The sequence below is a fragment of the Flavobacterium glycogeni genome (assembly GCF_048286775.1).
GTDB lineage: Bacteria > Bacteroidota > Bacteroidia > Flavobacteriales > Flavobacteriaceae > Flavobacterium.
In genome coordinates, this window is record NZ_JBLVPV010000013.1 from 22,885 (window position 1) to 43,348 (window position 20,464).

34 protein-coding genes are annotated in these 20,464 nt (G+C 35.4%); 33 read left to right on the forward strand and 1 reads right to left on the reverse strand.

What is annotated here, in order from left to right; translation table 11 throughout:
• Positions 1-16: 16 nt before the first annotated feature.
• The 33 genes from rpsL to carA all read left to right on the forward strand — a co-directional run bounded on the left by rpsL (position 17) and on the right by carA (position 18,733).
• A complete protein-coding gene (gene rpsL, locus ACNQGX_RS11540; protein ID WP_007136570.1) occupies positions 17-400 on the forward strand; it encodes a 30S ribosomal protein S12 in 384 nt (127 codons plus the stop codon).
• A gap of 119 nt (positions 401-519) precedes the next feature.
• Positions 520-996, forward strand: a complete 477-nt coding sequence (rpsG, locus tag ACNQGX_RS11545; RefSeq protein ID WP_035668130.1) for a 30S ribosomal protein S7 — start codon at positions 520-522, stop codon at positions 994-996.
• A 10-nt stretch (positions 997-1,006) separates the two neighbouring features.
• Complete coding sequence (fusA, locus tag ACNQGX_RS11550) at positions 1,007-3,163, forward strand: elongation factor G (RefSeq protein ID WP_417976418.1); 2,157 nt, start codon at positions 1,007-1,009, stop codon at positions 3,161-3,163.
• A gap of 11 nt (positions 3,164-3,174) precedes the next feature.
• Positions 3,175-3,480, forward strand: a complete 306-nt coding sequence (rpsJ, locus tag ACNQGX_RS11555; protein ID WP_011963470.1) for a 30S ribosomal protein S10 — start codon at positions 3,175-3,177, stop codon at positions 3,478-3,480.
• 156 nt (positions 3,481-3,636) lie between these two features.
• Complete coding sequence (gene rplC / locus ACNQGX_RS11560) at positions 3,637-4,254, forward strand: 50S ribosomal protein L3 (protein ID WP_035619642.1); 618 nt, start codon at positions 3,637-3,639, stop codon at positions 4,252-4,254.
• Positions 4,254-4,883, forward strand: a complete 630-nt coding sequence (gene rplD / locus ACNQGX_RS11565) for a 50S ribosomal protein L4 (RefSeq protein ID WP_091173690.1) — start codon at positions 4,254-4,256, stop codon at positions 4,881-4,883. The genes rplC and rplD overlap by 1 nt, the downstream gene beginning before the upstream one ends.
• Before the next feature lie 6 nt (positions 4,884-4,889).
• Positions 4,890-5,180: a 50S ribosomal protein L23 gene (rplW, locus tag ACNQGX_RS11570; RefSeq protein WP_035668124.1), complete on the forward strand. Its 291-nt coding sequence runs from the start codon at positions 4,890-4,892 to the stop codon at positions 5,178-5,180.
• A 6-nt stretch (positions 5,181-5,186) separates the two neighbouring features.
• Positions 5,187-6,011 carry a 50S ribosomal protein L2 gene (gene rplB, locus ACNQGX_RS11575; protein ID WP_035668122.1) on the forward strand — a complete coding sequence of 275 codons (825 nt, stop codon included), beginning with the start codon at positions 5,187-5,189 and terminating at the stop codon, positions 6,009-6,011.
• A gap of 6 nt (positions 6,012-6,017) precedes the next feature.
• On the forward strand, positions 6,018-6,296 hold the full coding sequence (gene rpsS, locus ACNQGX_RS11580) for a 30S ribosomal protein S19 (protein WP_007136562.1): 279 nt from the start codon (positions 6,018-6,020) through the stop codon (positions 6,294-6,296).
• A gap of 6 nt (positions 6,297-6,302) precedes the next feature.
• Complete coding sequence (gene rplV, locus ACNQGX_RS11585; RefSeq protein WP_035668120.1) at positions 6,303-6,716, forward strand: 50S ribosomal protein L22; 414 nt, start codon at positions 6,303-6,305, stop codon at positions 6,714-6,716.
• Between the two features lie 5 nt (positions 6,717-6,721).
• On the forward strand, positions 6,722-7,480 hold the full coding sequence (gene rpsC / locus ACNQGX_RS11590; RefSeq protein ID WP_035668118.1) for a 30S ribosomal protein S3: 759 nt from the start codon (positions 6,722-6,724) through the stop codon (positions 7,478-7,480).
• A gap of 19 nt (positions 7,481-7,499) precedes the next feature.
• Entirely contained in the window at positions 7,500-7,925 is a 426-nt protein-coding gene (gene rplP, locus ACNQGX_RS11595) for a 50S ribosomal protein L16 (protein ID WP_007803637.1), read from the forward strand.
• Between the two features lie 13 nt (positions 7,926-7,938).
• Positions 7,939-8,130 (forward strand): 50S ribosomal protein L29, encoded by a 192-nt coding sequence (rpmC, locus tag ACNQGX_RS11600; RefSeq protein ID WP_035668115.1) that lies wholly within the window; start codon positions 7,939-7,941, stop codon positions 8,128-8,130.
• 17 nt (positions 8,131-8,147) lie between these two features.
• Positions 8,148-8,408: a 30S ribosomal protein S17 gene (rpsQ, locus tag ACNQGX_RS11605; RefSeq protein WP_131917004.1), complete on the forward strand. Its 261-nt coding sequence runs from the start codon at positions 8,148-8,150 to the stop codon at positions 8,406-8,408.
• A 2-nt stretch (positions 8,409-8,410) separates the two neighbouring features.
• Positions 8,411-8,779 carry a 50S ribosomal protein L14 gene (gene rplN / locus ACNQGX_RS11610; RefSeq protein ID WP_026717863.1) on the forward strand — a complete coding sequence of 123 codons (369 nt, stop codon included), beginning with the start codon at positions 8,411-8,413 and terminating at the stop codon, positions 8,777-8,779.
• An 11-nt stretch (positions 8,780-8,790) separates the two neighbouring features.
• Entirely contained in the window at positions 8,791-9,105 is a 315-nt protein-coding gene (gene rplX / locus ACNQGX_RS11615) for a 50S ribosomal protein L24 (protein WP_035668111.1), read from the forward strand.
• A 2-nt stretch (positions 9,106-9,107) separates the two neighbouring features.
• Positions 9,108-9,659 (forward strand): 50S ribosomal protein L5, encoded by a 552-nt coding sequence (rplE, locus tag ACNQGX_RS11620; RefSeq protein WP_131917005.1) that lies wholly within the window; start codon positions 9,108-9,110, stop codon positions 9,657-9,659.
• Positions 9,660-9,662: 3 nt separating this feature from the next.
• Positions 9,663-9,932 carry a 30S ribosomal protein S14 gene (gene rpsN, locus ACNQGX_RS11625; protein WP_007136553.1) on the forward strand — a complete coding sequence of 90 codons (270 nt, stop codon included), beginning with the start codon at positions 9,663-9,665 and terminating at the stop codon, positions 9,930-9,932.
• Positions 9,933-10,071: 139 nt separating this feature from the next.
• The gene (gene rpsH / locus ACNQGX_RS11630; RefSeq protein WP_131917006.1) at positions 10,072-10,470 is read left to right on the forward strand and encodes a 30S ribosomal protein S8; all 399 of its coding nucleotides are present in this window, start codon (positions 10,072-10,074) and stop codon (positions 10,468-10,470) included.
• An 18-nt stretch (positions 10,471-10,488) separates the two neighbouring features.
• A complete protein-coding gene (rplF, locus tag ACNQGX_RS11635) occupies positions 10,489-11,031 on the forward strand; it encodes a 50S ribosomal protein L6 (RefSeq protein ID WP_417976421.1) in 543 nt (180 codons plus the stop codon).
• 11 nt (positions 11,032-11,042) lie between these two features.
• Complete coding sequence (gene rplR / locus ACNQGX_RS11640) at positions 11,043-11,393, forward strand: 50S ribosomal protein L18 (RefSeq protein WP_039110219.1); 351 nt, start codon at positions 11,043-11,045, stop codon at positions 11,391-11,393.
• Positions 11,394-11,399: 6 nt separating this feature from the next.
• A complete protein-coding gene (gene rpsE / locus ACNQGX_RS11645; protein WP_035668102.1) occupies positions 11,400-11,927 on the forward strand; it encodes a 30S ribosomal protein S5 in 528 nt (175 codons plus the stop codon).
• 12 nt (positions 11,928-11,939) lie between these two features.
• Positions 11,940-12,122 carry a 50S ribosomal protein L30 gene (gene rpmD / locus ACNQGX_RS11650; RefSeq protein ID WP_027310825.1) on the forward strand — a complete coding sequence of 61 codons (183 nt, stop codon included), beginning with the start codon at positions 11,940-11,942 and terminating at the stop codon, positions 12,120-12,122.
• A gap of 11 nt (positions 12,123-12,133) precedes the next feature.
• Entirely contained in the window at positions 12,134-12,586 is a 453-nt protein-coding gene (gene rplO / locus ACNQGX_RS11655) for a 50S ribosomal protein L15 (RefSeq protein ID WP_066081007.1), read from the forward strand.
• A 13-nt stretch (positions 12,587-12,599) separates the two neighbouring features.
• On the forward strand, positions 12,600-13,946 hold the full coding sequence (gene secY, locus ACNQGX_RS11660; RefSeq protein WP_099713440.1) for a preprotein translocase subunit SecY: 1,347 nt from the start codon (positions 12,600-12,602) through the stop codon (positions 13,944-13,946).
• Between the two features lie 3 nt (positions 13,947-13,949).
• Positions 13,950-14,165, forward strand: coding sequence for a translation initiation factor IF-1 (infA, locus tag ACNQGX_RS11665; RefSeq protein WP_007136545.1), 216 nt, complete (start codon positions 13,950-13,952; stop codon positions 14,163-14,165).
• Positions 14,166-14,177: 12 nt separating this feature from the next.
• A complete protein-coding gene (gene ykgO, locus ACNQGX_RS11670; protein WP_008992256.1) occupies positions 14,178-14,294 on the forward strand; it encodes a type B 50S ribosomal protein L36 in 117 nt (38 codons plus the stop codon).
• Positions 14,295-14,296: 2 nt separating this feature from the next.
• On the forward strand, positions 14,297-14,671 hold the full coding sequence (gene rpsM, locus ACNQGX_RS11675) for a 30S ribosomal protein S13 (protein WP_091203660.1): 375 nt from the start codon (positions 14,297-14,299) through the stop codon (positions 14,669-14,671).
• 8 nt (positions 14,672-14,679) lie between these two features.
• Positions 14,680-15,063: a 30S ribosomal protein S11 gene (gene rpsK, locus ACNQGX_RS11680; RefSeq protein ID WP_024981527.1), complete on the forward strand. Its 384-nt coding sequence runs from the start codon at positions 14,680-14,682 to the stop codon at positions 15,061-15,063.
• Between the two features lie 90 nt (positions 15,064-15,153).
• Positions 15,154-15,759 (forward strand): 30S ribosomal protein S4, encoded by a 606-nt coding sequence (gene rpsD / locus ACNQGX_RS11685; RefSeq protein ID WP_091173719.1) that lies wholly within the window; start codon positions 15,154-15,156, stop codon positions 15,757-15,759.
• 21 nt (positions 15,760-15,780) lie between these two features.
• The gene (locus tag ACNQGX_RS11690; RefSeq protein WP_039110214.1) at positions 15,781-16,773 is read left to right on the forward strand and encodes a DNA-directed RNA polymerase subunit alpha; all 993 of its coding nucleotides are present in this window, start codon (positions 15,781-15,783) and stop codon (positions 16,771-16,773) included.
• A gap of 31 nt (positions 16,774-16,804) precedes the next feature.
• A complete protein-coding gene (gene rplQ, locus ACNQGX_RS11695; protein ID WP_131917008.1) occupies positions 16,805-17,290 on the forward strand; it encodes a 50S ribosomal protein L17 in 486 nt (161 codons plus the stop codon).
• Positions 17,291-17,632: 342 nt separating this feature from the next.
• Entirely contained in the window at positions 17,633-18,733 is a 1,101-nt protein-coding gene (carA, locus tag ACNQGX_RS11700) for a glutamine-hydrolyzing carbamoyl-phosphate synthase small subunit (protein WP_417976424.1), read from the forward strand.
• Positions 18,734-18,818: 85 nt separating this feature from the next.
• On the opposite strand, the gene ACNQGX_RS11705 is transcribed toward carA, so the two are convergent.
• Positions 18,819-20,156, reverse strand: coding sequence for an erythromycin esterase family protein (locus tag ACNQGX_RS11705; RefSeq protein ID WP_417976425.1), 1,338 nt, complete (start codon positions 20,154-20,156; stop codon positions 18,819-18,821).
• Positions 20,157-20,464: the final 308 nt, after the last annotated feature.

Consider the following 20,464-nt stretch of genomic DNA (forward strand, 5'->3'; position numbering starts at 1 on the left):
ATTTTTAGTATTAATTATGCCAACAATTCAACAATTAGTAAGAACAGGAAGAACTCAGATAACTAAGAAGAGTAAATCGGTTGCTTTAGATTCTTGTCCTCAAAGAAGAGGGGTTTGTACGCGTGTTTACACTACAACACCAAAAAAACCAAACTCTGCAATGCGTAAAGTAGCGCGTGTACGTTTGACAAATGGTAATGAAGTGAATGCTTACATCCCTGGTGAAGGACACAATTTACAAGAGCACTCGATAGTATTAGTTAGGGGTGGAAGGGTAAAAGATTTACCAGGAGTTAGATATCACATCGTTCGTGGTGCGCTTGATACGTCAGGAGTAGCAGGAAGAACGCAAAGAAGATCTAAGTACGGAGCAAAACGCCCAAAAGAAGCAAAAAAGTAATTTAAAACGTTAAGAGTTAGAGGTTAGGAGTTAGGAGTTAGAGGTTGGATACGTAAGTTGAAAGCGCATAACGCATAACATTTAACGGATAACCTATAACTTTTTATTAAAAAAAAGACATGAGAAAAAGAGCGGCAAAGAAAAGACCACTTTTACCAGATCCAAGGTTTAATGACCAACTGGTAACACGTTTTGTGAACAACTTAATGTGGGATGGAAAAAAATCGACAGCGTTTAAAGTATTTTATGATGCAATTGACATCATTGAGTCTAAAAAACAAGATGCAGAGAAACCATCATTAGAAATTTGGAAAGATGCGTTAACCAATGTTATGCCTCACGTAGAAGTACGTAGTCGTAGAGTAGGTGGAGCTACATTTCAGATTCCGATGCAAATTCGCCCAGATAGAAAGATTTCTATGGCAATGAAGTGGTTAATTCTTTATTCTAGAAGAAGAAATGAGAAGTCTATGGCTCAAAGGTTGGCTTCAGAATGTTTAGCTGCGGCTAAAGAAGAAGGAGCTGCTGTTAAGAAAAGAATGGATACTCACAAAATGGCAGAAGCTAACAAAGCATTCTCTCACTTTAGATTTTAATTCTTAAGAAATGGCTAGAGATCTTAAATATACAAGAAATATAGGAATTGCTGCTCACATTGATGCTGGTAAAACAACAACAACGGAGCGTATATTGTTCTATACAGGAAAATCACACAAAATTGGTGAAGTACACGATGGTGCTGCAACAATGGACTGGATGGCACAAGAGCAAGAAAGAGGTATTACAATTACTTCTGCGGCTACAACTTGTGAATGGAATTTTCCTACTACACAAGGTAAAGTTTTACCTGAAACATTGCCTTATCACTTTAATATTATCGATACCCCAGGACACGTTGACTTTACAGTTGAAGTAAACCGTTCTTTGCGTGTACTTGATGGTTTGGTTTTCTTATTTAGTGCTGTTGATGGTGTTGAGCCACAATCAGAAACTAACTGGAGATTAGCAGATCAATACAGAGTGCCACGTATTGGATTCGTTAATAAAATGGACAGACAAGGTTCTAACTTTTTGATGGTTTGTCAACAAGTAAGAGATATGTTGAAATCAAATGCAGTTGCAATCACTTTGCCAATTGGTGAAGAAAATGATTTCAAAGGTGTTGTAGATTTAGTTAAAAATCAAGCTATAGTATGGCATGAAGAAGGTTTAGGGGCAACTTATGATATTGTGCCTATTCCGGAAGATATGCTTGAAGAAGTTAAAGAATACAGATCGATTCTTATTGAAGCAGTAGCTGATTATGATGAGACTTTGCTTGAAAAATTCATGGAAGATGAAAACTCTATTACAGAGGAAGAAATCAACATTGCATTAAGAGCAGCTGTAATGGATATGGCTATCATTCCTATGATTGCTGGTTCTTCTTTCAAAAACAAAGGAGTTCAATTCATGTTAGATGCGGTATGTAAATACTTACCGTCTCCAATGGATAAAGAAGGTATTCAAGGGATTCATCCTGATGATGCTGATTTATTAGAAGAAGATCAAACTAAAATTTTGCGTAAGCCAGATGTTAAAGAGCCATTCGCTGCTTTAGCTTTTAAAATTGCTACTGACCCATTCGTAGGTCGTTTAGCTTTCTTCCGTGCTTATTCAGGACGTTTAGATGCAGGTTCTTATGTTTTGAACACGCGTTCAGGAAACAAAGAAAGAATTTCTCGTATCTACCAAATGCATGCTAACAAGCAGAACCCAATCGAGTATATCGAAGCAGGTGATATTGGAGCGGCAGTTGGATTTAAAGATATCAAAACTGGAGATACATTGTGTGATGAAAAACACCCAATTATTCTTGAGTCTATGAAATTCCCTGCGCCGGTAATTGGTATTGCAATTGAGCCTAAAACTAAGGCTGACGTAGATAAAATGGGTATGGCTTTGGCTAAATTAGCGGAAGAAGATCCTACTTTTACAGTTAGAACAGATGAGGCTTCGGGTCAAACTATTATCTCTGGTATGGGTGAACTTCACTTAGATATCTTAGTTGATAGAATGAGACGTGAATTCAAAGTTGAAGTAAACCAAGGTGAGCCTCAAGTTGAATACAAAGAAGCTTTTACTAAGAAAGCACAACATAGAGAGACTTACAAAAAACAATCTGGGGGTCGTGGTAAATTTGGTGATATCGTATTTATACTTGAACCGGCAGATGAAGTTGACGGTAAAGCTCCAGTTGGATTGCAGTTTGTAAATGCAGTAAAAGGTGGTAACGTTCCTAAAGAATATATTCCATCAGTTGAAAAAGGTTTTAGAGAAGCTATGAAAACGGGTCCTTTAGCAGGATACCAAGTAGATAGTTTGAAAGTAACTTTATTAGACGGATCTTTCCACCCGGTGGATTCTGATGCACTTTCTTTTGAGCTTGCAGCAAGAATGGGGTATAGAGAGGTAGCTAAAGCAGCTGGTGCTGTTATATTAGAGCCAATCATGAAAATGGAAGTGATTACACCAGAAGAAAACATGGGAGATATCGTAGGTGATATCAACCGTCGTAGAGGTCAGGTGAATGATATGGGTGATAGAGCTGGTGCAAAAACCATCAAAGCAGATGTGCCATTATCTGAAATGTTTGGATACGTTACTACGTTAAGAACACTTTCATCAGGTAGAGCAACATCTACTATGGAATTTTCACACTACTCTGAAACGCCTTCTAATATTTCGGAAGCAGTTATCAAAAAAGCAAAAGGAAACGCATAATCTTTAAGAAAATGAGTCAAAAAATCAGAATAAAATTAAAATCTTACGATCACATGTTGGTAGACAAGTCTGCTGAGAAGATTGTAAAAACGGTAAAAAGTACCGGTGCAGTTGTTACAGGACCAATTCCATTACCGACACACAAAAAACTTTTTACAGTTCTACGTTCTCCACACGTTAACAAAAAAGCGAGAGAGCAATTTGAAGTAATGTCATACAAGAGATTAATTGACATTTATTCATCTTCGTCAAAAACTATTGATGCTTTGATGAAACTTGAATTGCCTAGCGGTGTTGAAGTAGAGATCAAAGTTTAAATAGCTTACTAGTAAGAAAAGGGCGCTGTTTTTAAGCGAAAAATATTTTTTTGGTTTGTGTGTAAATAAGTTATACTTTTGCACCACTTTAAAAAAATAGGATTCGGTTAAAAGCTGCGTTCTATATTTATATTTAATAATTAATAATTAATATTTATGTCTGGGTTAATTGGTAGAAAAATCGGCATGACTAGCATTTTCGACGAGAACGGGAAGAATATTCCTTGTACAGTAATCGAAGCTGGACCATGTGTTGTTACCCAAGTCAGAACCAAAGGTGTTGACGGGTATGAAGCGTTGCAACTTGGTTTCGATGACAAAAACGAGAAACATTCCACAAAAGCGGCTTTAGGTCACTTTAAAAAAGCGGGAACTGTAGCTAAGAAAAAAGTCGTTGAATTCCAAGATTTCGCAACAGAGCAAAAATTAGGAGATCTTATTGATGTTTCTATTTTTTCTGAAGGAGAATTTGTAGATGTACAAGGTGTGTCTAAAGGTAAAGGTTTTCAAGGGGTTGTAAAACGTCACGGTTTTGGTGGTGTTGGTCAAGCAACTCACGGTCAACACAACCGTTTAAGAGCGCCGGGTTCTGTAGGAGCTTCTTCTTATCCATCTAGAGTATTCAAAGGAATGCGTATGGCTGGACGTATGGGAGGAGACAATGTAAAAGTTCAAAACCTTAGAGTTTTAAAAGTAGTGGCTGAAAAGAACCTACTTGTTATTAAAGGATGTGTTCCTGGTCATAACAACTCTTATGTAATCATTCAGAAGTAATGGAAGCAAAAGTATTAGATTTCAACGGAAAAGATACTGGAAGAAAAGTTCAACTTTCTGATTCAGTATTTGGTATAGAACCAAACAATCACGCAGTATACCTTGATGTTAAGCAATATCTTGCTAATCAAAGACAAGGGACGCACAAAGCTAAAGAAAGAGCTGAAGTAGCGGGAAGTACACGTAAGATTAAAAAACAAAAAGGAACTGGTACTGCTCGTGCGGGTAGTGCAAAGAATCCATTGTTTAAAGGTGGTGGAACAGTTTTCGGACCAAGACCAAGAAGTTATTCATTCAAATTGAATAAAAGCTTGAAACGTTTGGCTAGAAAATCTGCTTTCTCAATCAAAGCAAAAGAGTCGAATATTATCGTTCTTGAAGACTTTAATTTTGAAACGCCAAACACTAAAAATTTCATTAATGTTTTGAAAGCTTTAGAGTTAGAGAATAAAAAATCCCTGTTTGTGTTGGGTGATGTAAATAAAAATGTATATTTGTCGTCACGCAATTTAAAAGGCTCTAGCGTTGTAAGTAGCTTAGAATTAAGTACTTACGCTATATTAAACGCTAATAATTTAGTGCTTTTAGAGAGCTCTTTGGAGATAATTGAAGAAAATTTAAGTAAATAATAGGATATGAGCATCATAATTAAGCCTATAGTAACGGAAAAAGTAACCAAAGAAAGTGAAGTTTTAAACCGCTTCGGATTCGTTGTTGACAAAAAAGCAAATAAAGTGCAAATTAAGAAAGCTGTTGAAGCTGCTTATGGAGTAACTATTTTGAGTGTTAACACGATGAACGTAAGACCGGATAGAACTACAAAATACACTAAAAGTGGTTTAATCAGTGGAAAGACGAATGCAATTAAAAAAGCAATTGTTCAAGTACAAGAAGGAGAAACAATTGATTTTTACAACAATATCTAAGATAAAATGTCAGTAAGAAAATTAAAACCTATTACCCCAGGTCAGCGATTTAGAGTTGTGAATGGTTATGACGCCATTACAACTGATAAGCCGGAACGCTCTTTGATAGCGCCGATAAAAAACTCTGGTGGTAGAAATAGTCAAGGAAAGATGACCATGCGTTATACGGGTGGTGGTCACAAGCAGAGATATCGTATCATTGATTTTAAACGTACAAAAGAAGGAATTCCTGCGACGGTTAAATCAATCGAATACGATCCAAATCGTACTGCATTTATCGCTTTGTTAGCTTATGCTGATGGGGAGAAAACGTATGTTATTGCTCAAAACGGATTGAAAGTTGGTCAGAAATTAGTTTCTGGTCCAGAATCTCAGCCTGAAATTGGTAATACTTTACCTTTAAGTAGAGTTCCACTTGGAACTGTAATTTCTTGTATCGAATTGAGACCAGGTCAAGGAGCTGTAATCGCTCGTTCAGCTGGAACATTTGCTCAATTAATGGCAAGAGATGGAAAATATGCAACAATTAAAATGCCTTCTGGGGAAACAAGATTAATCTTGTTGACTTGTTCGGCTACAATTGGAGCGGTTTCTAATTCAGACCACCAATTAGTTGTATCAGGAAAAGCTGGTAGAACAAGATGGTTAGGTAGAAGACCTAGAACAAGACCTGTTGCAATGAACCCTGTCGATCACCCAATGGGTGGTGGTGAAGGACGTTCTTCTGGTGGACATCCACGTTCAAGAAATGGAATACCAGCTAAAGGTTATAGAACTCGTTCTAAGAAAAACCCGAGTAACAAGTATATCGTAGAACGTAGAAAGAAATAATAAGATATGGCACGTTCATTAAAAAAAGGACCTTTCGTTCATTATAAGTTAGACAAGAAAGTTCAAGAAAACATCGCAGGTGGAAATAAAGGAGTGGTTAAGACATGGTCTAGAGCTTCTATGATTACTCCAGACTTTGTTGGGCAAACTATCGCAGTTCATAACGGTCGTCAATTTGTACCAGTTTACGTAACAGAAAACATGGTAGGTCACAAATTAGGAGAATTTTCACCAACTAGATCTTTTAGAGGTCATGCTGGAGCAAAAAATAAAGGTAAAAAATAAGAAGCAATGGGAGTTCGTAAAAGAGAAACAGCAGATGCAAGAAAAGAGGCTAATAAGTCACTAGCCTTCGCAAAGTTAAATAACTGCCCTACTTCACCTAGAAAAATGCGCTTAGTAGCAGATCTAGTAAGAGGTCAGAAGGTAGAAAGAGCACTTAACATCTTAAGATTCAGTTCTAAAGAAGCTTCAAGAAAATTAGAAAAATTGGTTTTATCAGTAATTGCCAACTGGCAAGCTAAAAACCCTGAAGCTAATATGGAAGAAGCTGGTTTATTTGTTAAGGAAATCCGTGTTGATGGTGGAATGATGTTGAAAAGACTTCGTCCAGCACCACAAGGAAGAGCACACAGAATTAGAAAACGTTCTAATCACGTAACAATCGTGCTTGGAGCTATCAATAACACACAAAGCAATTCTTAAGCAGCATGGGACAAAAGACAAATCCAATTGGAAATAGACTTGGTATCATCAGAGGATGGGACTCAAACTGGTATGGTGGAAATGATTACGGTGATAAACTTGCCGAAGATCACAAAATCAGAAAGTACATCCATGCTCGTTTATCAAAAGCTAGTGTATCAAAAGTAATCATCGAGAGAACTTTGAAACTTGTAACCGTTACTATCACTACTGCCAGACCTGGTATCATTATCGGAAAAGGTGGACAAGAGGTAGACAAGTTGAAAGAAGAACTTAAGAAAATTACTGACAAAGAGGTTCAAATCAACATCTTTGAAATTAAAAGACCTGAACTTGACGCGTATCTAGTTGCTACAAGCATCTGTCGTCAAATCGAAAGCAGAATTTCTTACAGACGTGCAATCAAAATGGCTATTGCTGCTTCTATGCGTATGAACGCTGAAGGTATCAAAGTTTTGATTTCTGGTCGTTTGAATGGTGCTGAGATGGCTCGTTCGGAAGGTTTCAAAGAAGGTAGAATTCCTCTATCAACTTTCAGAGCTGACATTGATTATGCACTTGCAGAGGCTCATACTACTTATGGTAGAATGGGAATCAAAGTGTGGATCATGAAAGGTGAAGTTTATGGAAAGAGAGATCTTTCTCCGCTTGCTGGAATGGACAAAAAACAATCTGGTGCTGGTGGTAAAGGTGGTGATTCTCCTAGAGGAGACAGAAAGCCTTTTAATAAAGGTGGAAAACCAGACGCTCGTAAACGAAAGTAAATTTTTAAACTAAAGAAAAATGTTACAGCCTAAAAGAACAAAATACCGTAAGGTACAAAAAGGTAAAATGAAAGGGAACTCTCAAAGAGGACATGAACTTTCTAATGGAATGTTTGGTATTAAATCTGTACATGAAGATGGAATGTTCTTAACCTCTCGTCAAATCGAAGCTGCGCGTATTGCTGCAACTCGTTTTATGAAAAGAGAAGGACAATTATGGATCAAAATATTTCCAGACAAACCTATCACTAAGAAACCTCTTGAGGTACGTATGGGTAAAGGTAAAGGTGCAGTTGAGTATTGGGCTGCCGTTGTTAAACCCGGAAGAATTATGTTTGAAGTTGGAGGAGTACCTTTGTCAGTTGCAAAAGAGGCGTTACGTCTTGCAGCTCAAAAGCTTCCAGTAAAAACTAAATTCGTCGTTGCTAGAGATTTCGAAGCATAATCTATATTATATTATGAAACAATCAGAAATAAAAGATCTTTCTGCAGCGGAGTTGCAAGAAAAACTTAGCCAGACTAAGAAGGCATATGCCGACCTAAAAATGGCTCACGCTATTTCTCCAATTGAGAACCCACTTCAAATTAGAAGTGTAAGAAGAACAGTTGCAAGATTAGCTACGGAACTTACTAAAAGAGAGTTGCAATAATTGTAATCTGCTGAAAGATGGAAGAAAAAAGAAATTTAAGAAAAGAAAGAGTTGGTGTTGTAACTTCAGACAAGATGGATAAATCTATCGTAGTTGCTGAAGTGCGTAAAGTAAAACACCCATTATACGGTAAGTTCGTGTTGAAAACTAAAAAGTATCACGCACACGACGAAAATAACGACTGTAACATTGGAGATACTGTAAAGATTAGCGAAACTCGCCCTTTAAGTAAAACAAAATGTTGGAGATTAGTTGAAATCCTAGAAAGAGCTAAATAATTATGGTACAACAAGAATCAAGACTAAAAGTAGCAGATAACACGGGAGCAAAAGAAGTTTTAACTATCCGTGTTTTGGGAGGTACCAAAAGAAGGTATGCCTCTGTTGGAGACAAGATTGTAGTTTCTATCAAAGATACAGCACCTAACGGAAGCGTTAAAAAAGGAGCTGTTTCAACTGCAGTTGTTGTACGTACCAAAAAAGAAGTAAGAAGAGCCGATGGTTCATACATCAGATTCGATGACAACGCATGTGTGTTATTGAATGCTGCTGGTGAAATGAGAGGAACTCGTGTTTTTGGTCCGGTAGCAAGAGAACTTCGTGAAAAACAATTCATGAAAATTGTATCATTAGCACCAGAAGTGCTTTAATTCGTTTTAAGATGATAAAGCTAAAAATAAAATCAGGTGACATCGTAAGAGTAATTGCTGGAGACCATAAAGGTGCTGAAGGTAAAGTATTACGTGTGTACCGTGAGAAAAACAAAGCGATTGTTGAAGGTGTAAACATGGTTTCAAAACATACGAAACCTAGTGCAAAAAGCCCTCAAGGTGGTATCGTAAAGAAAGAAGCTTCTATACAAATATCTAATATTTCTTTAATTGATCCTAAAACTAAGGAAACAACTAGAGTTGGTATTAGAGTAGAAGGAGATAAGAAAGTAAGATTTTCAAAAAAATCTAATCAAGTACTATAGTAATGGCGTATATACCTAGACTAAAAGAAGAATATAAGAGCAGAGTAATCGCTGCTCTTAAAGAGGAATTCGGATACGTAAACGTAATGCAAGTTCCAAAATTGGAAAAAATCGTTTTAAGTAAAGGAGTTGGTGCAGCTGTATCTGATAAAAAACTAATTGACTATGCAGTTGATGAGTTGACAAAGATCACTGGACAGAAAGCAGTATCTACTATTTCAAAGAAAGACGTTGCGTCATTCAAATTGAGAAAAGGGATGCCTATTGGAGCAAAAGTTACTTTGCGTGGAGAAAGAATGTATGAGTTTTTAGATAGACTTATTACTTCAGCTTTACCACGTGTAAGAGATTTCAGTGGTATTAAAGCTACTGGTTTTGATGGAAGAGGAAATTATAACCTTGGTGTTTTGGAACAAATCATTTTCCCAGAAATTGATATTGATAAAGTAAACAAAATTTCAGGTATGGATATTTCTTTCGTAACTACTGCAAAAACAGATAAGGAAGCAAAATCATTATTGGCTGAACTAGGTTTACCTTTTAAAAAGAATTAAGACATGGCTAAAGAATCAATGAAAGCCCGCGAGGTTAAGAGAGAAAAAACAGTAGCTAAGTATGCTGAGAAAAGAAAAGCTTTGTTAGAAGCTGGAGATTTCGTAGGTTTGCAAAAGTTACCAAAAAATGCTTCGCCAGTTCGTTTGCACAATCGTTGTAAACTAACAGGTAGACCAAGAGGGTATATGCGTCAATTCGGTCTTTCACGTGTTACATTTCGTGAAATGGCAAATAACGGATTGATACCAGGTGTTAAAAAAGCATCTTGGTAAAATTCAATTATGAATTATAAATTACGAATTACATTTTAAATGTAATTCGTAATTTGAAATTCGTAATTATAGAAATTTATAAATTGGTTTCAGGTTCGATGAATAGTTTGTCGAAAACCAAAACCGCAAATTAATACACATGTATACAGATCCTATTGCCGATTATTTGACAAGAGTTCGTAACGCAGTGGCTGCAAACCACAAAGTTGTTGAAATTCCTGCATCTAATCTAAAAAAAGAAATAACAAAGATCTTATTTGATCAAGGTTATATCTTGAGTTACAAATTTGAAGACAACGCTGTTCAGGGTTCAATCAAAATTGCTTTGAAGTATGATAAAGATACTAAAGAGTCCGTAATTAAAGATATCCAAAGAATTAGTAAACCAGGTTTACGTAAATATTCAGGTTCTTCAAACATTCCTAGAATCCTTAACGGATTAGGAATTGCTATTGTTTCTACTTCTAAAGGTTTAATGACTGGAAAGAAAGCTAAACAATTGAATGTTGGTGGCGAAGTAATTTGTTACGTATACTAATTTTAAAGACTATATAAGATGTCAAGAATAGGTAAAAGCCCAGTAACAATACCAGCTGGAGTAACTGTTTCAGTTGCTGATGGTATTATTACGGTAAAAGGAAAAAATGGTCAACTAACTCAGGAGTTTTCGGACGTAACTGTAACAGTTGAAGGGGATCTAGTTCAAGTAGATAGATCTTCTGATCACAAAGACCAAAGAGCAAAACACGGTTTGTACAGATCTTTAATCAATAACATGATTATCGGTGTAACAGATGGTTTTACTAAGTCATTAGAATTGGTAGGAGTTGGTTATAGAGCTTCAAATCAAGGACAAAAACTTGATTTAGCACTTGGTTACTCTCACAATATAGTTTTAGAAATTGCTCCAGAAGTAACTTTAGAAACTATATCTGAAAAAGGTAAAAACCCTATCGTTAAATTAACATCATTTGACAAACAACTTTTAGGTCAGGTAGCTGCGAAAATCAGAGGTTTCCGTAAGCCTGAGCCGTACAAAGGAAAAGGTGTTAAATTTGTAGGTGAAGTATTAAGAAGAAAAGCAGGTAAATCAGCTTAAAAAATAAGATTATGTCATTAACAAAACCTGAAAGAAGACAACGAATTAGATTCAGAATTAGAAAGACAATTAGTGGTACTGCTACTAATCCAAGACTATCTGTATTTAGAAGTAACAAAGAAATTTACGCTCAACTTATTGATGACGTAAACGGAGTTACTTTATTGGCGGCTTCTTCAAGAGAAAAAGAAATAGGTAACGGTACGAACATTGAAGTTGCTACAGCAGTTGGAAAACTAGTTGCTGAAAAAGCTTTAAAAGCTGGGATAGACGTAGTAACTTTCGATAGAGGAGGTTATTTATATCACGGACGTATTAAATCATTAGCAGAAGGCGCAAGAGCGGCTGGACTTAAATTCTAATATAGTATGTCTAATAGTAAATACAAGAATGTAGAGTTAGTAAAACCAAGTGGTCTTGAATTAAAAGATCGTTTGGTAAGTGTAAATCGTGTTACTAAGGTTACAAAGGGTGGTAGAGCTTTTGGTTTTTCTGCTATTGTAGTTGTAGGTGATGAAAATGGAGTGGTTGGACACGGATTAGGAAAATCTAAAGACGTTTCTGAAGCAATTGCGAAAGCAGTAGAAGATGCTAAGAAAAATTTAGTGAAAATTCCTTTGAATGGTCAATCAGTTCCTCACGAACAAAAAGGTAAATTTGGTGGTGCACGTGTATTCTTAATTCCTGCCTCTCATGGTACAGGAGTTATTGCTGGTGGAGCTGTTCGTTCAGTTCTTGAATCAGTAGGAATTCATGATGTATTATCTAAATCTCAAGGATCTTCAAATCCTCACAACGTGGTAAAAGCAACTTTTGATGCTTTATTACAAATGAGAAGCGCTTATACTGTTGCAAAACAAAGAGGTGTTTCTTTAGAAAAAGTTTTTAAAGGTTAATTCAAGGAAATTATGGCTAAATTATTAGTAAAACAAGTTAGAAGCAAAATCAACTGTCCTCTTACTCAAAAGAGAGGATTAGAAGCTTTAGGTCTACGTAAAATGGGACAAGTTGTAGAGCATGATTCAAACCCTACAATCCTTGGGATGATAAATAAAGTTAAACACTTAGTTTCTGTTGAAGAAGCTAAATAACAAATACTGTTATGAATTTAAGTAACTTACAACCTGCTGAAGGTTCTACACACAATCAAAATAAAAGATTAGGTAGAGGAGAAGGTTCTGGAAAAGGTGGTACTTCTGCAAGAGGTCACAAAGGAGCAAAATCTCGTTCTGGTTATTCTAAAAAGATTGGTTTTGAAGGTGGGCAAATGCCACTTCAAAGACGTGTGCCTAAGTTTGGTTTTACAAACATCAATCGTAAAGATTACGAAGGTGTAAATCTTGATACACTGCAACTTTTAGTTGATAATGGTGTTATTAAAGATACTGTTGATATGACAGTTTATGTTGCTAATCGTTTAGCTACTAAAAATGAAATCGTTAAGATTTTAGGTAGAGGTGAATTGACAGCAAAATTAAAAGTAACCGCTCACAAATTTACTGCTACTGCAAAAGCTGCTATTGAAGCTGCTGGTGGAGAAGCTGTAACAATGTAATTTTTCAATTAATATGAAGAAATTTATTGAATCAATAAGTAATGTTTGGAAAATCGAGGAACTGAAAAATAGAATCCTAATAACATTGGGTTTACTTTTAGTGTATCGTTTTGGGGCTCAAGTAACCCTGCCAGGTATTGATGCTACACAGTTAGGTAATTTAGCTGGGCAAACTAAAGAAGGAATTGGTTCAATTCTTGACATGTTTACTGGAGGTGCATTTTCTCAAGCTTCTGTTTTTGCTTTAGGAATTATGCCTTATATTTCTGCTTCTATTGTTGTTCAGTTAATGGGAATTGCGATTCCTTATTTGCAAAAACTTCAAAGTGATGGAGAAAGCGGTAGAAAAAAGATTAATCAAATTACTCGTTGGTTGACAATAGGAATTACTTTAGTTCAAGGTCCAACTTACATCTATAATTTATATAGAACATTACCTAGTAATGCATTTTTATTGGGATTCAATTCATTTGAATTCTTATTTTCTTCAGTTGTTATTTTAGTTACAGGGACGATTTTTGCCATGTGGTTAGGAGAAAAAATTACTGATAAAGGAATTGGAAATGGTATTTCTTTGTTAATCATGGTTGGAATTTTGGCTAGATTACCTCAGGCTTTTATTCAAGAGTTTACAACAAGAGTTACCAATAATAATGGTGGACCGATGTTGTTGGTTATTGAAATTATCATTTGGTTATTAGTTATCATTTGTTGTGTGTTATTGGTAATGGCGATCAGGAAGATTCCTGTTCAATATGCCCGTCGTACAACATCAGGTGATTTTGAACAAGACATGTTGGGTGGAAACAGACAATGGATTCCTTTAAAGCTTAATGCTTCTGGGGTTATGCCGATAATTTTTGCGCAAGCAATTATGTTTATTCCAGCAGCCTTAGCAGGTTTGTCTAAATCAGATGCATCACAATCAATCGTTGGCGCTTTTAGTAATATGTTTGGATTTTGGTATAATTTTGTATTTGCAACTTTAATAATTGTATTTACTTTCTTTTATACTGCAATCACAGTTCCTACTAACAAAATGTCTGATGATTTAAAGAGAAGTGGTGGTTTTATTCCGGGTATCAGACCAGGAGTTGAAACTTCTGATTATCTTGACAAAGTGATGTCCTTGATAACTTTTCCAGGATCTTTATTTCTTGCTTTGATAGCTGTGTTCCCAGCAATTGTTGTGAGTCTTATGGATGTTCAACAATCTTGGGCAATGTTTTTTGGAGGTACTTCATTAATAATTATGGTTGGAGTTGCCATAGACACGATGCAGCAAATCAATTCATACTTGTTGAATAAACATTATGATGGTTTGATGAAAAGTGGTAAAAATAGAAAAGCAGTAGCTTAATTTATGGCAAAACAATCAGCAATAGAACAAGACGGATCTATCATTGAAGCATTATCAAATGCTATGTTCCGTGTAGAGTTAGAAAATGGACATATTGTAATCGCCCATATATCTGGAAAAATGCGTATGCATTACATCAAATTATTACCTGGTGATAAAGTGAAACTAGAAATGAGCCCTTACGATTTGTCAAAAGCAAGAATTACTTATAGATATTAAAGGATATTCAAAATGAAAGTTAGAGCTTCAGTAAAAAAGAGAAGTCCCGAGTGCAAAATTGTGCGAAGAAAAGGGAGATTGTACGTAATAAACAAAAAGAATCCTAGATTTAAACAAAGACAAGGATAATTATGGCAAGAATAGCAGGGGTAGATATCCCAAAAAATAAGAGAGGTGTTATAGCACTTACCTATATCTTTGGATTAGGAAAAAGTAGAGCTGTTGAGATTTTAGAGAAAGCTCAAGTTAGCCAAGATAAAAAAGTTCAAGATTGGAATGATGACGAGATCGGAGCAATCCGTGAGGCGGTATCAACTTTTAAAATTGAAGGAGAATTACGTTCTGAAGTTTCTTTAAACATCAAACGTTTAATGGATATTGGATGTTATAGAGGTATCCGTCATAGAACTGGTCTTCCTTTAAGAGGACAAAGAACTAAAAACAACTCTAGAACAAGAAAAGGTAAGAGAAAAACTGTTGCCAACAAGAAAAAAGCAACTAAATAATAAGTAATATGGCTAAAGCAACTGCAAAAAAACGTAAAGTTATCGTTGAATCAACGGGAGAAGCTCATATTTCTGCTACTTTTAACAATATCATCATTTCTTTGACAAACAAAAAAGGTGAAGTTATTTCTTGGTCTTCAGCTGGTAAAATGGGTTTTAGAGGTTCTAAAAAGAACACTCCATACGCAGCCCAAATGGCAGCAGAAGATTGTAGTAAAGTAGCTCTTGAAGCTGGACTTAAAAAAGTAAAGGTGTATGTAAAAGGACCAGGAAACGGACGTGAGTCTGCTATCCGTTCTTTGCATAACGGTGGAATTGAAGTGACTGAGATTATCGATGTTACTCCAATGCCTCACAATGGATGTCGTCCTCCTAAAAGACGTAGAGTTTAATTATATATTTAAGTATAACTAGGTAGAACATACGATTAGCGAAGGATATGACCTGAATTCATAATCTCTACCTTAATTTAATTTTTAGAAATGGCAAGATATACTGGTCCAAAAACTAGAATTGCTCGTAAATTTGGCGAAGCAATCTTCGGAGATGACAAATCTTTCGAAAAAAGAAATTACCCACCTGGACAACACGGGATGGCTAAAAAAAGAGGTAAAAAATCTGAATATGCAATCCAGTTAATGGAAAAGCAAAAAGCTAAATATTCTTACGGAATTTTAGAAAAACAATTCAGAGGTTTATTCAAAAAAGCATCAGCTACTAAAGGTGTTACTGGTGAAGTTCTTTTACAATTGTGTGAAGCAAGATTAGATAACGTAGTTTTTAGAATGGGTATTGCTCCTTCTAGAAGAGGCGCTAGACAATTAGTTTCTCACAGACACGTTACCGTTAACGGTGATGTAGTAAATATTGCTTCTTACCACCTTAAGCCTGGTGATAAAGTTGCTGTTCGTGAAAAATCTAAATCATTAGAAGCTATCGAACGTTCTTTATCTAATTCAAGTCATGTTTATGAATGGATTACTTGGAATAATGATATCAAAGAAGGTACTTTCGTTTCTGTACCTGCGAGACTTCAAATCCCAGAAAACATTAAAGAACAATTAATCGTAGAGTTGTACAACAAATAATAATTGACTTAGTCGAAATTTATGGCAATATTTAATTTTCAGAAGCCCGATAAAGTTATCATGATCGATTCAACCGATTTTGAAGGTAAATTTGAGTTTAGACCTTTAGAACCTGGATACGGATTGACCGTTGGTAATGCACTTAGAAGAGTTTTGCTTTCAGCATTAGAAGGTTATGCAATTACATCTGTTCGCATTGAAGGTGTAGATCATGAATTTTCTACTATCTCAGGAGTTGTTGAAGATGTTACCGAAATTATTCTTAATCTAAAACAAGTGCGTTTCAAACGTCAAATTGAAGATATAGATAATGAATCAGTTACTATTTCTGTTTCAGGTAAAGATCAATTAACAGCTGGTGATTTTCAAAAATTTATTTCAGGTTTCCAAGTTTTGAATCCAGAACTTGTTATCTGTAATTTAGACAGTAAAATCAAACTGAATTTCGATTTAACTATCGAAAAAGGTAGAGGATATGTTCCTGCTGAAGAGAACAAAAAACAGAATGCTGCAATTGGAACTATTTTTACTGACTCAATTTTTACTCCGGTAAAAAATGTGAAGTATGCAATTGAAAACTTCCGTGTAGAGCAAAAAACAGATTACGAAAAATTAGTTTTTGAAATAAAAACGGATGGTTCTATTAATCCAAAAGACGCTCTTACTGAAGCTGCCAAAGTTCTTATTCACCATTTCATGTTGTTTTCTGACGAAAGAATTACACTTGAGGCTGACGAAATTGCACAAACAGAATCGTATGATGAAGAGTCATTACATATGAGACAATTGCTTAAAACTAAGCTTGTTGATATGGATTTATCTGTGAGAGCATTAAATTGTTTGAAAGCGGCTGAAGTTGATACACTTGGTGATTTAGTATCGTTCAATAAAAATGACCTAATGAAATTCCGTAATTTTGGTAAAAAATCTTTAACTGAACTTGATGAACTTGTTGCAGTTAAAAATTTAAACTTCGGAATGGATTTGGCAAAATACAAACTAGATAAAGAATAATCTAAGCCGCAAGGTTTAAATTTACATAGCAATGAGACACGGAAAAAAATTCAATCACTTAAGCAGACAGACTGCACATAGAAAATCTATGTTAGCTAATATGGCTTGTTCTCTTATCGAGCACAAACGTATTAACACTACTGTTGCTAAAGCAAAAGCGCTTAAACAATTTGTTGAGCCGCTTATAACAAAATCTAAAGCTGATACGACTCACAATCGTCGTATCGTTTTTGCTTACTTACGTAGCAAATATGCCGTAACTGACTTGTTCAGAGACGTAGCTGCTAAAGTAGGAGACCGTCCAGGTGGATACACTCGTATCATTAAAGTTGGAAATCGTTTAGGAGATAATGCTGATATGGCAATGATCGAATTAGTAGATTTCAATGAACTTTACAATGGTGGTAAAAAAGAAGTTAAAAAAGCAAAAAGCCGTCGTGGTGGTAAAGCTAAGAAAGATGAAGCTACTGAAGCTCCAGCTGCCGAAACTGAAACACCTACAGAGACTGCTGAATAATTATGAAAATAATCATTCAATAAAAATCAAGGATAAGCTATTTATAGTTTATCCTTTTTTTTTGATTTTTTCGGAGCAAGAACCTTGGGATTTAATGGCGTATTGTCCTGCTTCCCGATAACTATCGGGACACTGTATCTTTTGCTTTTAAAGAAAAGCAAAAGGATGCGTCCTGACGCTTCGGAATCATCAGGGCTAGATTAGAACATTTTTATTTTACAATAAATTTCAAAAACTTGCATCCATTGCTTTAAAGGATTAAATTTGCACAATATTTAACTACAGATGAAACGAGCTTTGCGAGTTCCATGAGACTATTAAAAAAATAATAGAAATCAACGAATGAAATATACAACACGACAAAAAGCAATTCTTCTATTAAGTGACGGAACCATATTCCATGGTAAATCTATTGGAATCAGTGGAACCACTTTTGGAGAAGTTTGTTTTAACACAGGAATGACAGGTTACCAAGAAATATTTACTGACCCCTCTTATTTTGGACAGTTAATGGTAGCGACCAATGCCCATATTGGAAATTATGGAGTGAATGAGAAAGAAATTGAATCAGATAGCATTAAAATTGCTGGATTGGTTTGTAAAAATTTTAGCTTCAATTATTCTCGTGAAGACGCACAAGGGAGTTTAGAAGACTATTTTATTAAACAAAACCTGATCTGCATATCTGATGTAGATACGCGTGCTCTGGTAAGTTACATTCGTGATAACGGAGCGATGAATGCAGTAATTTGTACGGATGAAACTTCAATTGAAGATCTAAAAATTGCATTGGCAAAAGTTCCAGACATGAATGGGTTGGAATTAGCTTCTAAAGTATCAACTAAGGAACCGTATTTCTTTGGTGACGAGAATGCAACCTATAAGATTTCCGCTCTCGATTTAGGAATTAAAATGAATATTCTTCGTAATCTTGCCAAAAGAGATTGTTACATCAAAGTATTTCCTTTTGATTCTTCTTACCAAGATTTAGCTGCATTTAAACCAGATGGTTATTTTTTATCAAACGGACCTGGTGATCCAGAGCCACTTTCTGGTGCTATTCAAGTTGCAAAAGAAATCCTTGAAAACGATAAACCTTTATTTGGAATCTGTCTTGGACATCAAGTAATTGGTTTGGCAAACGGAATTTCGACTTATAAAATGTTTAACGGTCACAGAGGAATCAATCATCCTGTAAAAAACATCATTACCGGAAAAGGGGAAATCACTTCTCAAAATCATGGTTTTGCCGTTGACAAAGAAGAATTGGATAACCATCCTGATTTAGAAATTACACATCTTCATCTAAATGATGGAACGGTTGCCGGTATGCGTATGAAAAACAAAAATTGTTTCTCAGTTCAATACCATCCGGAAGCAAGCCCGGGACCACATGATTCTTCTTATCTTTTCGATCAATTTATTGCGAATATAAAAGGTTAAAATTGGAATAACTTCCAAGATTAGATATTTAAAATAGTAGGGTTTGACTTAATTAAAAGTCAAACCCTTTTTTTATAAGTTATGGTTACATTCCAAAAGGATATGTTTCGGGAATTTGGTTTCCATCCGGTTGGATGTGTATGGGATGTAATGCACTTGTTTCGTCTAGAAAAATAAAGGCATCGTATCTTTTGGGTAATATTGTTGGGACATAATTCCCGAATCTTTCGTGTTCCGGATTATAAACAACTCCTATTGCACGATGTCCTATATAGGAAGAAAGGCACTTTTCGTCCTTTACGTTATTCATTAATAACAATTTATTTTTTCCATTGCTTGCAAGATGAAAAGCATGTTCCCAGCTTCCCGCAACAGCTTCAGGAACTTTTATTTTTCGCATGGAATCACCCCATTCTCTTCCGGCAACGACACTTCCTTTGTAAGATCCAAATCCTACGGCAACAACTCCTTCAGTCAAATGTTGTTCTCTTACTAGCTGACCTACATTTACCATTCCTTCGGAAGCCATTTCTGTAGCACGGGCATCGCCAATGTGGGTGTTGTGTTCCCAAACTATTATTTTTGCATCCTTTCCATGAAATTTCATAAGGCGTTGTATGGTGGAGACCATGTGTTCATCTCGAATATTCCAAGAGGCCGAACCCCTTTTTATCATAGCGCGATAATACTTTTCGGCATTTCTGGCAATGAATGCATTTTGTTCTGTGCTAAAAACATTTTCAGCATCATGATTGTAGTTGGGGACATTTTTTATGATTTCCGTAAGCATGTGCAAGATTTCTTTTTCGCATAATTCCGGAACGTATGAAGAGGCTCTGGCGTAAGATTGTCCTTCGTCTTTATTGTAGGGCTCAAAACATTTCATGGCTGTTTTTGCAATTGCGAGTGCTTTTGGATCATTTTTTTCTAAATATTGAATGATCGAATGCATAGATTCTCTGAAACTGTATACATCCAATCCGTAAAATCCGATTCTTTTATCTGCCGGAAAATTTTCGTTGTAAACCTTCAGCCAATCTATGAATGCTGCTGTTTCCCAATTTGCCCACATCCAAGTAGGCCATCTATTAAATTCATTCATCACGCTAAAGATGTCTTTCCCGGAATCTAAATATCCTTTTGCATATCGATTTAAACGATAGCAATCCGGCCAATCTCCTTCAACTCCTACAAATGAGAATCCTTTTTCCTGAATGAGTCGTTGTGTTATTTTAGCTCTCCATGTATAATATTCATGCGTACCATGGGAGGCTTCACCTAAAAGAACATATTTTGCATCTCCTATATGGTCAATTAATGGGTTTAAATCTTCCGTATTTTCCAATGGAGTGGCTGTTCTGTTTAATAAAGCTACAATTTCACTAGAATTGATTAAATTGTTACGATTTTCTGAAGCTTCCATCACATTTTTATTTTTTAATTTAGAAATTGAATTGTCAAAACTACTAACTAAGAAAAACACAATATAAAGTATATTTTTTGGTTTTTAAAAAATCACATAAATTTAATGTATATAATTGATAATCAAGTATTTTGCATCAATTTGTTTGTTGGAAATAATTTGTTTTAAGATGAGATTCGTATCATTAAGTTTTAGTCCATGTGATACACGTTTCTTTAATTAGATTTTAATGGAATTAAAAAAAAATAACAGATAATGTAAAAATAAATTCTTAAAATAATTTAAATGTTTTGCTTGTGAAAAAATTA

Coding starts and splice junctions, on each gene's coding strand:
- rplN (WP_026717863.1), top strand. CDS start 8,411: ATGGTACAACAAGAATCAAGACTAAAAGTAGCAGATAACACGGGAGCA.
- rpmC (WP_035668115.1), top strand. CDS start 7,939: ATGAAACAATCAGAAATAAAAGATCTTTCTGCAGCGGAGTTGCAAGAA.
- rpsJ (WP_011963470.1), top strand. CDS start 3,175: ATGAGTCAAAAAATCAGAATAAAATTAAAATCTTACGATCACATGTTG.
- ykgO (WP_008992256.1), top strand. CDS start 14,178: ATGAAAGTTAGAGCTTCAGTAAAAAAGAGAAGTCCCGAGTGCAAAATT.
- rplV (WP_035668120.1), top strand. CDS start 6,303: ATGGGAGTTCGTAAAAGAGAAACAGCAGATGCAAGAAAAGAGGCTAAT.
- rplW (WP_035668124.1), top strand. CDS start 4,890: ATGAGCATCATAATTAAGCCTATAGTAACGGAAAAAGTAACCAAAGAA.
- fusA (WP_417976418.1), top strand. CDS start 1,007: ATGGCTAGAGATCTTAAATATACAAGAAATATAGGAATTGCTGCTCAC.
- rplB (WP_035668122.1), top strand. CDS start 5,187: ATGTCAGTAAGAAAATTAAAACCTATTACCCCAGGTCAGCGATTTAGA.
- rplD (WP_091173690.1), top strand. CDS start 4,254: ATGGAAGCAAAAGTATTAGATTTCAACGGAAAAGATACTGGAAGAAAA.
- infA (WP_007136545.1), top strand. CDS start 13,950: ATGGCAAAACAATCAGCAATAGAACAAGACGGATCTATCATTGAAGCA.
- rplE (WP_131917005.1), top strand. CDS start 9,108: ATGGCGTATATACCTAGACTAAAAGAAGAATATAAGAGCAGAGTAATC.
- rpsE (WP_035668102.1), top strand. CDS start 11,400: ATGTCTAATAGTAAATACAAGAATGTAGAGTTAGTAAAACCAAGTGGT.
- rpsD (WP_091173719.1), top strand. CDS start 15,154: ATGGCAAGATATACTGGTCCAAAAACTAGAATTGCTCGTAAATTTGGC.
- rpsK (WP_024981527.1), top strand. CDS start 14,680: ATGGCTAAAGCAACTGCAAAAAAACGTAAAGTTATCGTTGAATCAACG.
- rpsM (WP_091203660.1), top strand. CDS start 14,297: ATGGCAAGAATAGCAGGGGTAGATATCCCAAAAAATAAGAGAGGTGTT.
- rplP (WP_007803637.1), top strand. CDS start 7,500: ATGTTACAGCCTAAAAGAACAAAATACCGTAAGGTACAAAAAGGTAAA.
- rpsG (WP_035668130.1), top strand. CDS start 520: ATGAGAAAAAGAGCGGCAAAGAAAAGACCACTTTTACCAGATCCAAGG.
- rpsC (WP_035668118.1), top strand. CDS start 6,722: ATGGGACAAAAGACAAATCCAATTGGAAATAGACTTGGTATCATCAGA.
- rplC (WP_035619642.1), top strand. CDS start 3,637: ATGTCTGGGTTAATTGGTAGAAAAATCGGCATGACTAGCATTTTCGAC.
- ACNQGX_RS11705 (WP_417976425.1), bottom strand. CDS start 20,156: ATGGAAGCTTCAGAAAATCGTAACAATTTAATCAATTCTAGTGAAATT.
- rpsH (WP_131917006.1), top strand. CDS start 10,072: ATGTATACAGATCCTATTGCCGATTATTTGACAAGAGTTCGTAACGCA.
- secY (WP_099713440.1), top strand. CDS start 12,600: ATGAAGAAATTTATTGAATCAATAAGTAATGTTTGGAAAATCGAGGAA.
- rpsN (WP_007136553.1), top strand. CDS start 9,663: ATGGCTAAAGAATCAATGAAAGCCCGCGAGGTTAAGAGAGAAAAAACA.
- rplQ (WP_131917008.1), top strand. CDS start 16,805: ATGAGACACGGAAAAAAATTCAATCACTTAAGCAGACAGACTGCACAT.
- rpsS (WP_007136562.1), top strand. CDS start 6,018: ATGGCACGTTCATTAAAAAAAGGACCTTTCGTTCATTATAAGTTAGAC.
- carA (WP_417976424.1), top strand. CDS start 17,633: ATGAAATATACAACACGACAAAAAGCAATTCTTCTATTAAGTGACGGA.
- rpmD (WP_027310825.1), top strand. CDS start 11,940: ATGGCTAAATTATTAGTAAAACAAGTTAGAAGCAAAATCAACTGTCCT.
- rpsL (WP_007136570.1), top strand. CDS start 17: ATGCCAACAATTCAACAATTAGTAAGAACAGGAAGAACTCAGATAACT.
- rplO (WP_066081007.1), top strand. CDS start 12,134: ATGAATTTAAGTAACTTACAACCTGCTGAAGGTTCTACACACAATCAA.
- rplF (WP_417976421.1), top strand. CDS start 10,489: ATGTCAAGAATAGGTAAAAGCCCAGTAACAATACCAGCTGGAGTAACT.
- rpsQ (WP_131917004.1), top strand. CDS start 8,148: ATGGAAGAAAAAAGAAATTTAAGAAAAGAAAGAGTTGGTGTTGTAACT.
- rplR (WP_039110219.1), top strand. CDS start 11,043: ATGTCATTAACAAAACCTGAAAGAAGACAACGAATTAGATTCAGAATT.
- ACNQGX_RS11690 (WP_039110214.1), top strand. CDS start 15,781: ATGGCAATATTTAATTTTCAGAAGCCCGATAAAGTTATCATGATCGAT.
- rplX (WP_035668111.1), top strand. CDS start 8,791: ATGATAAAGCTAAAAATAAAATCAGGTGACATCGTAAGAGTAATTGCT.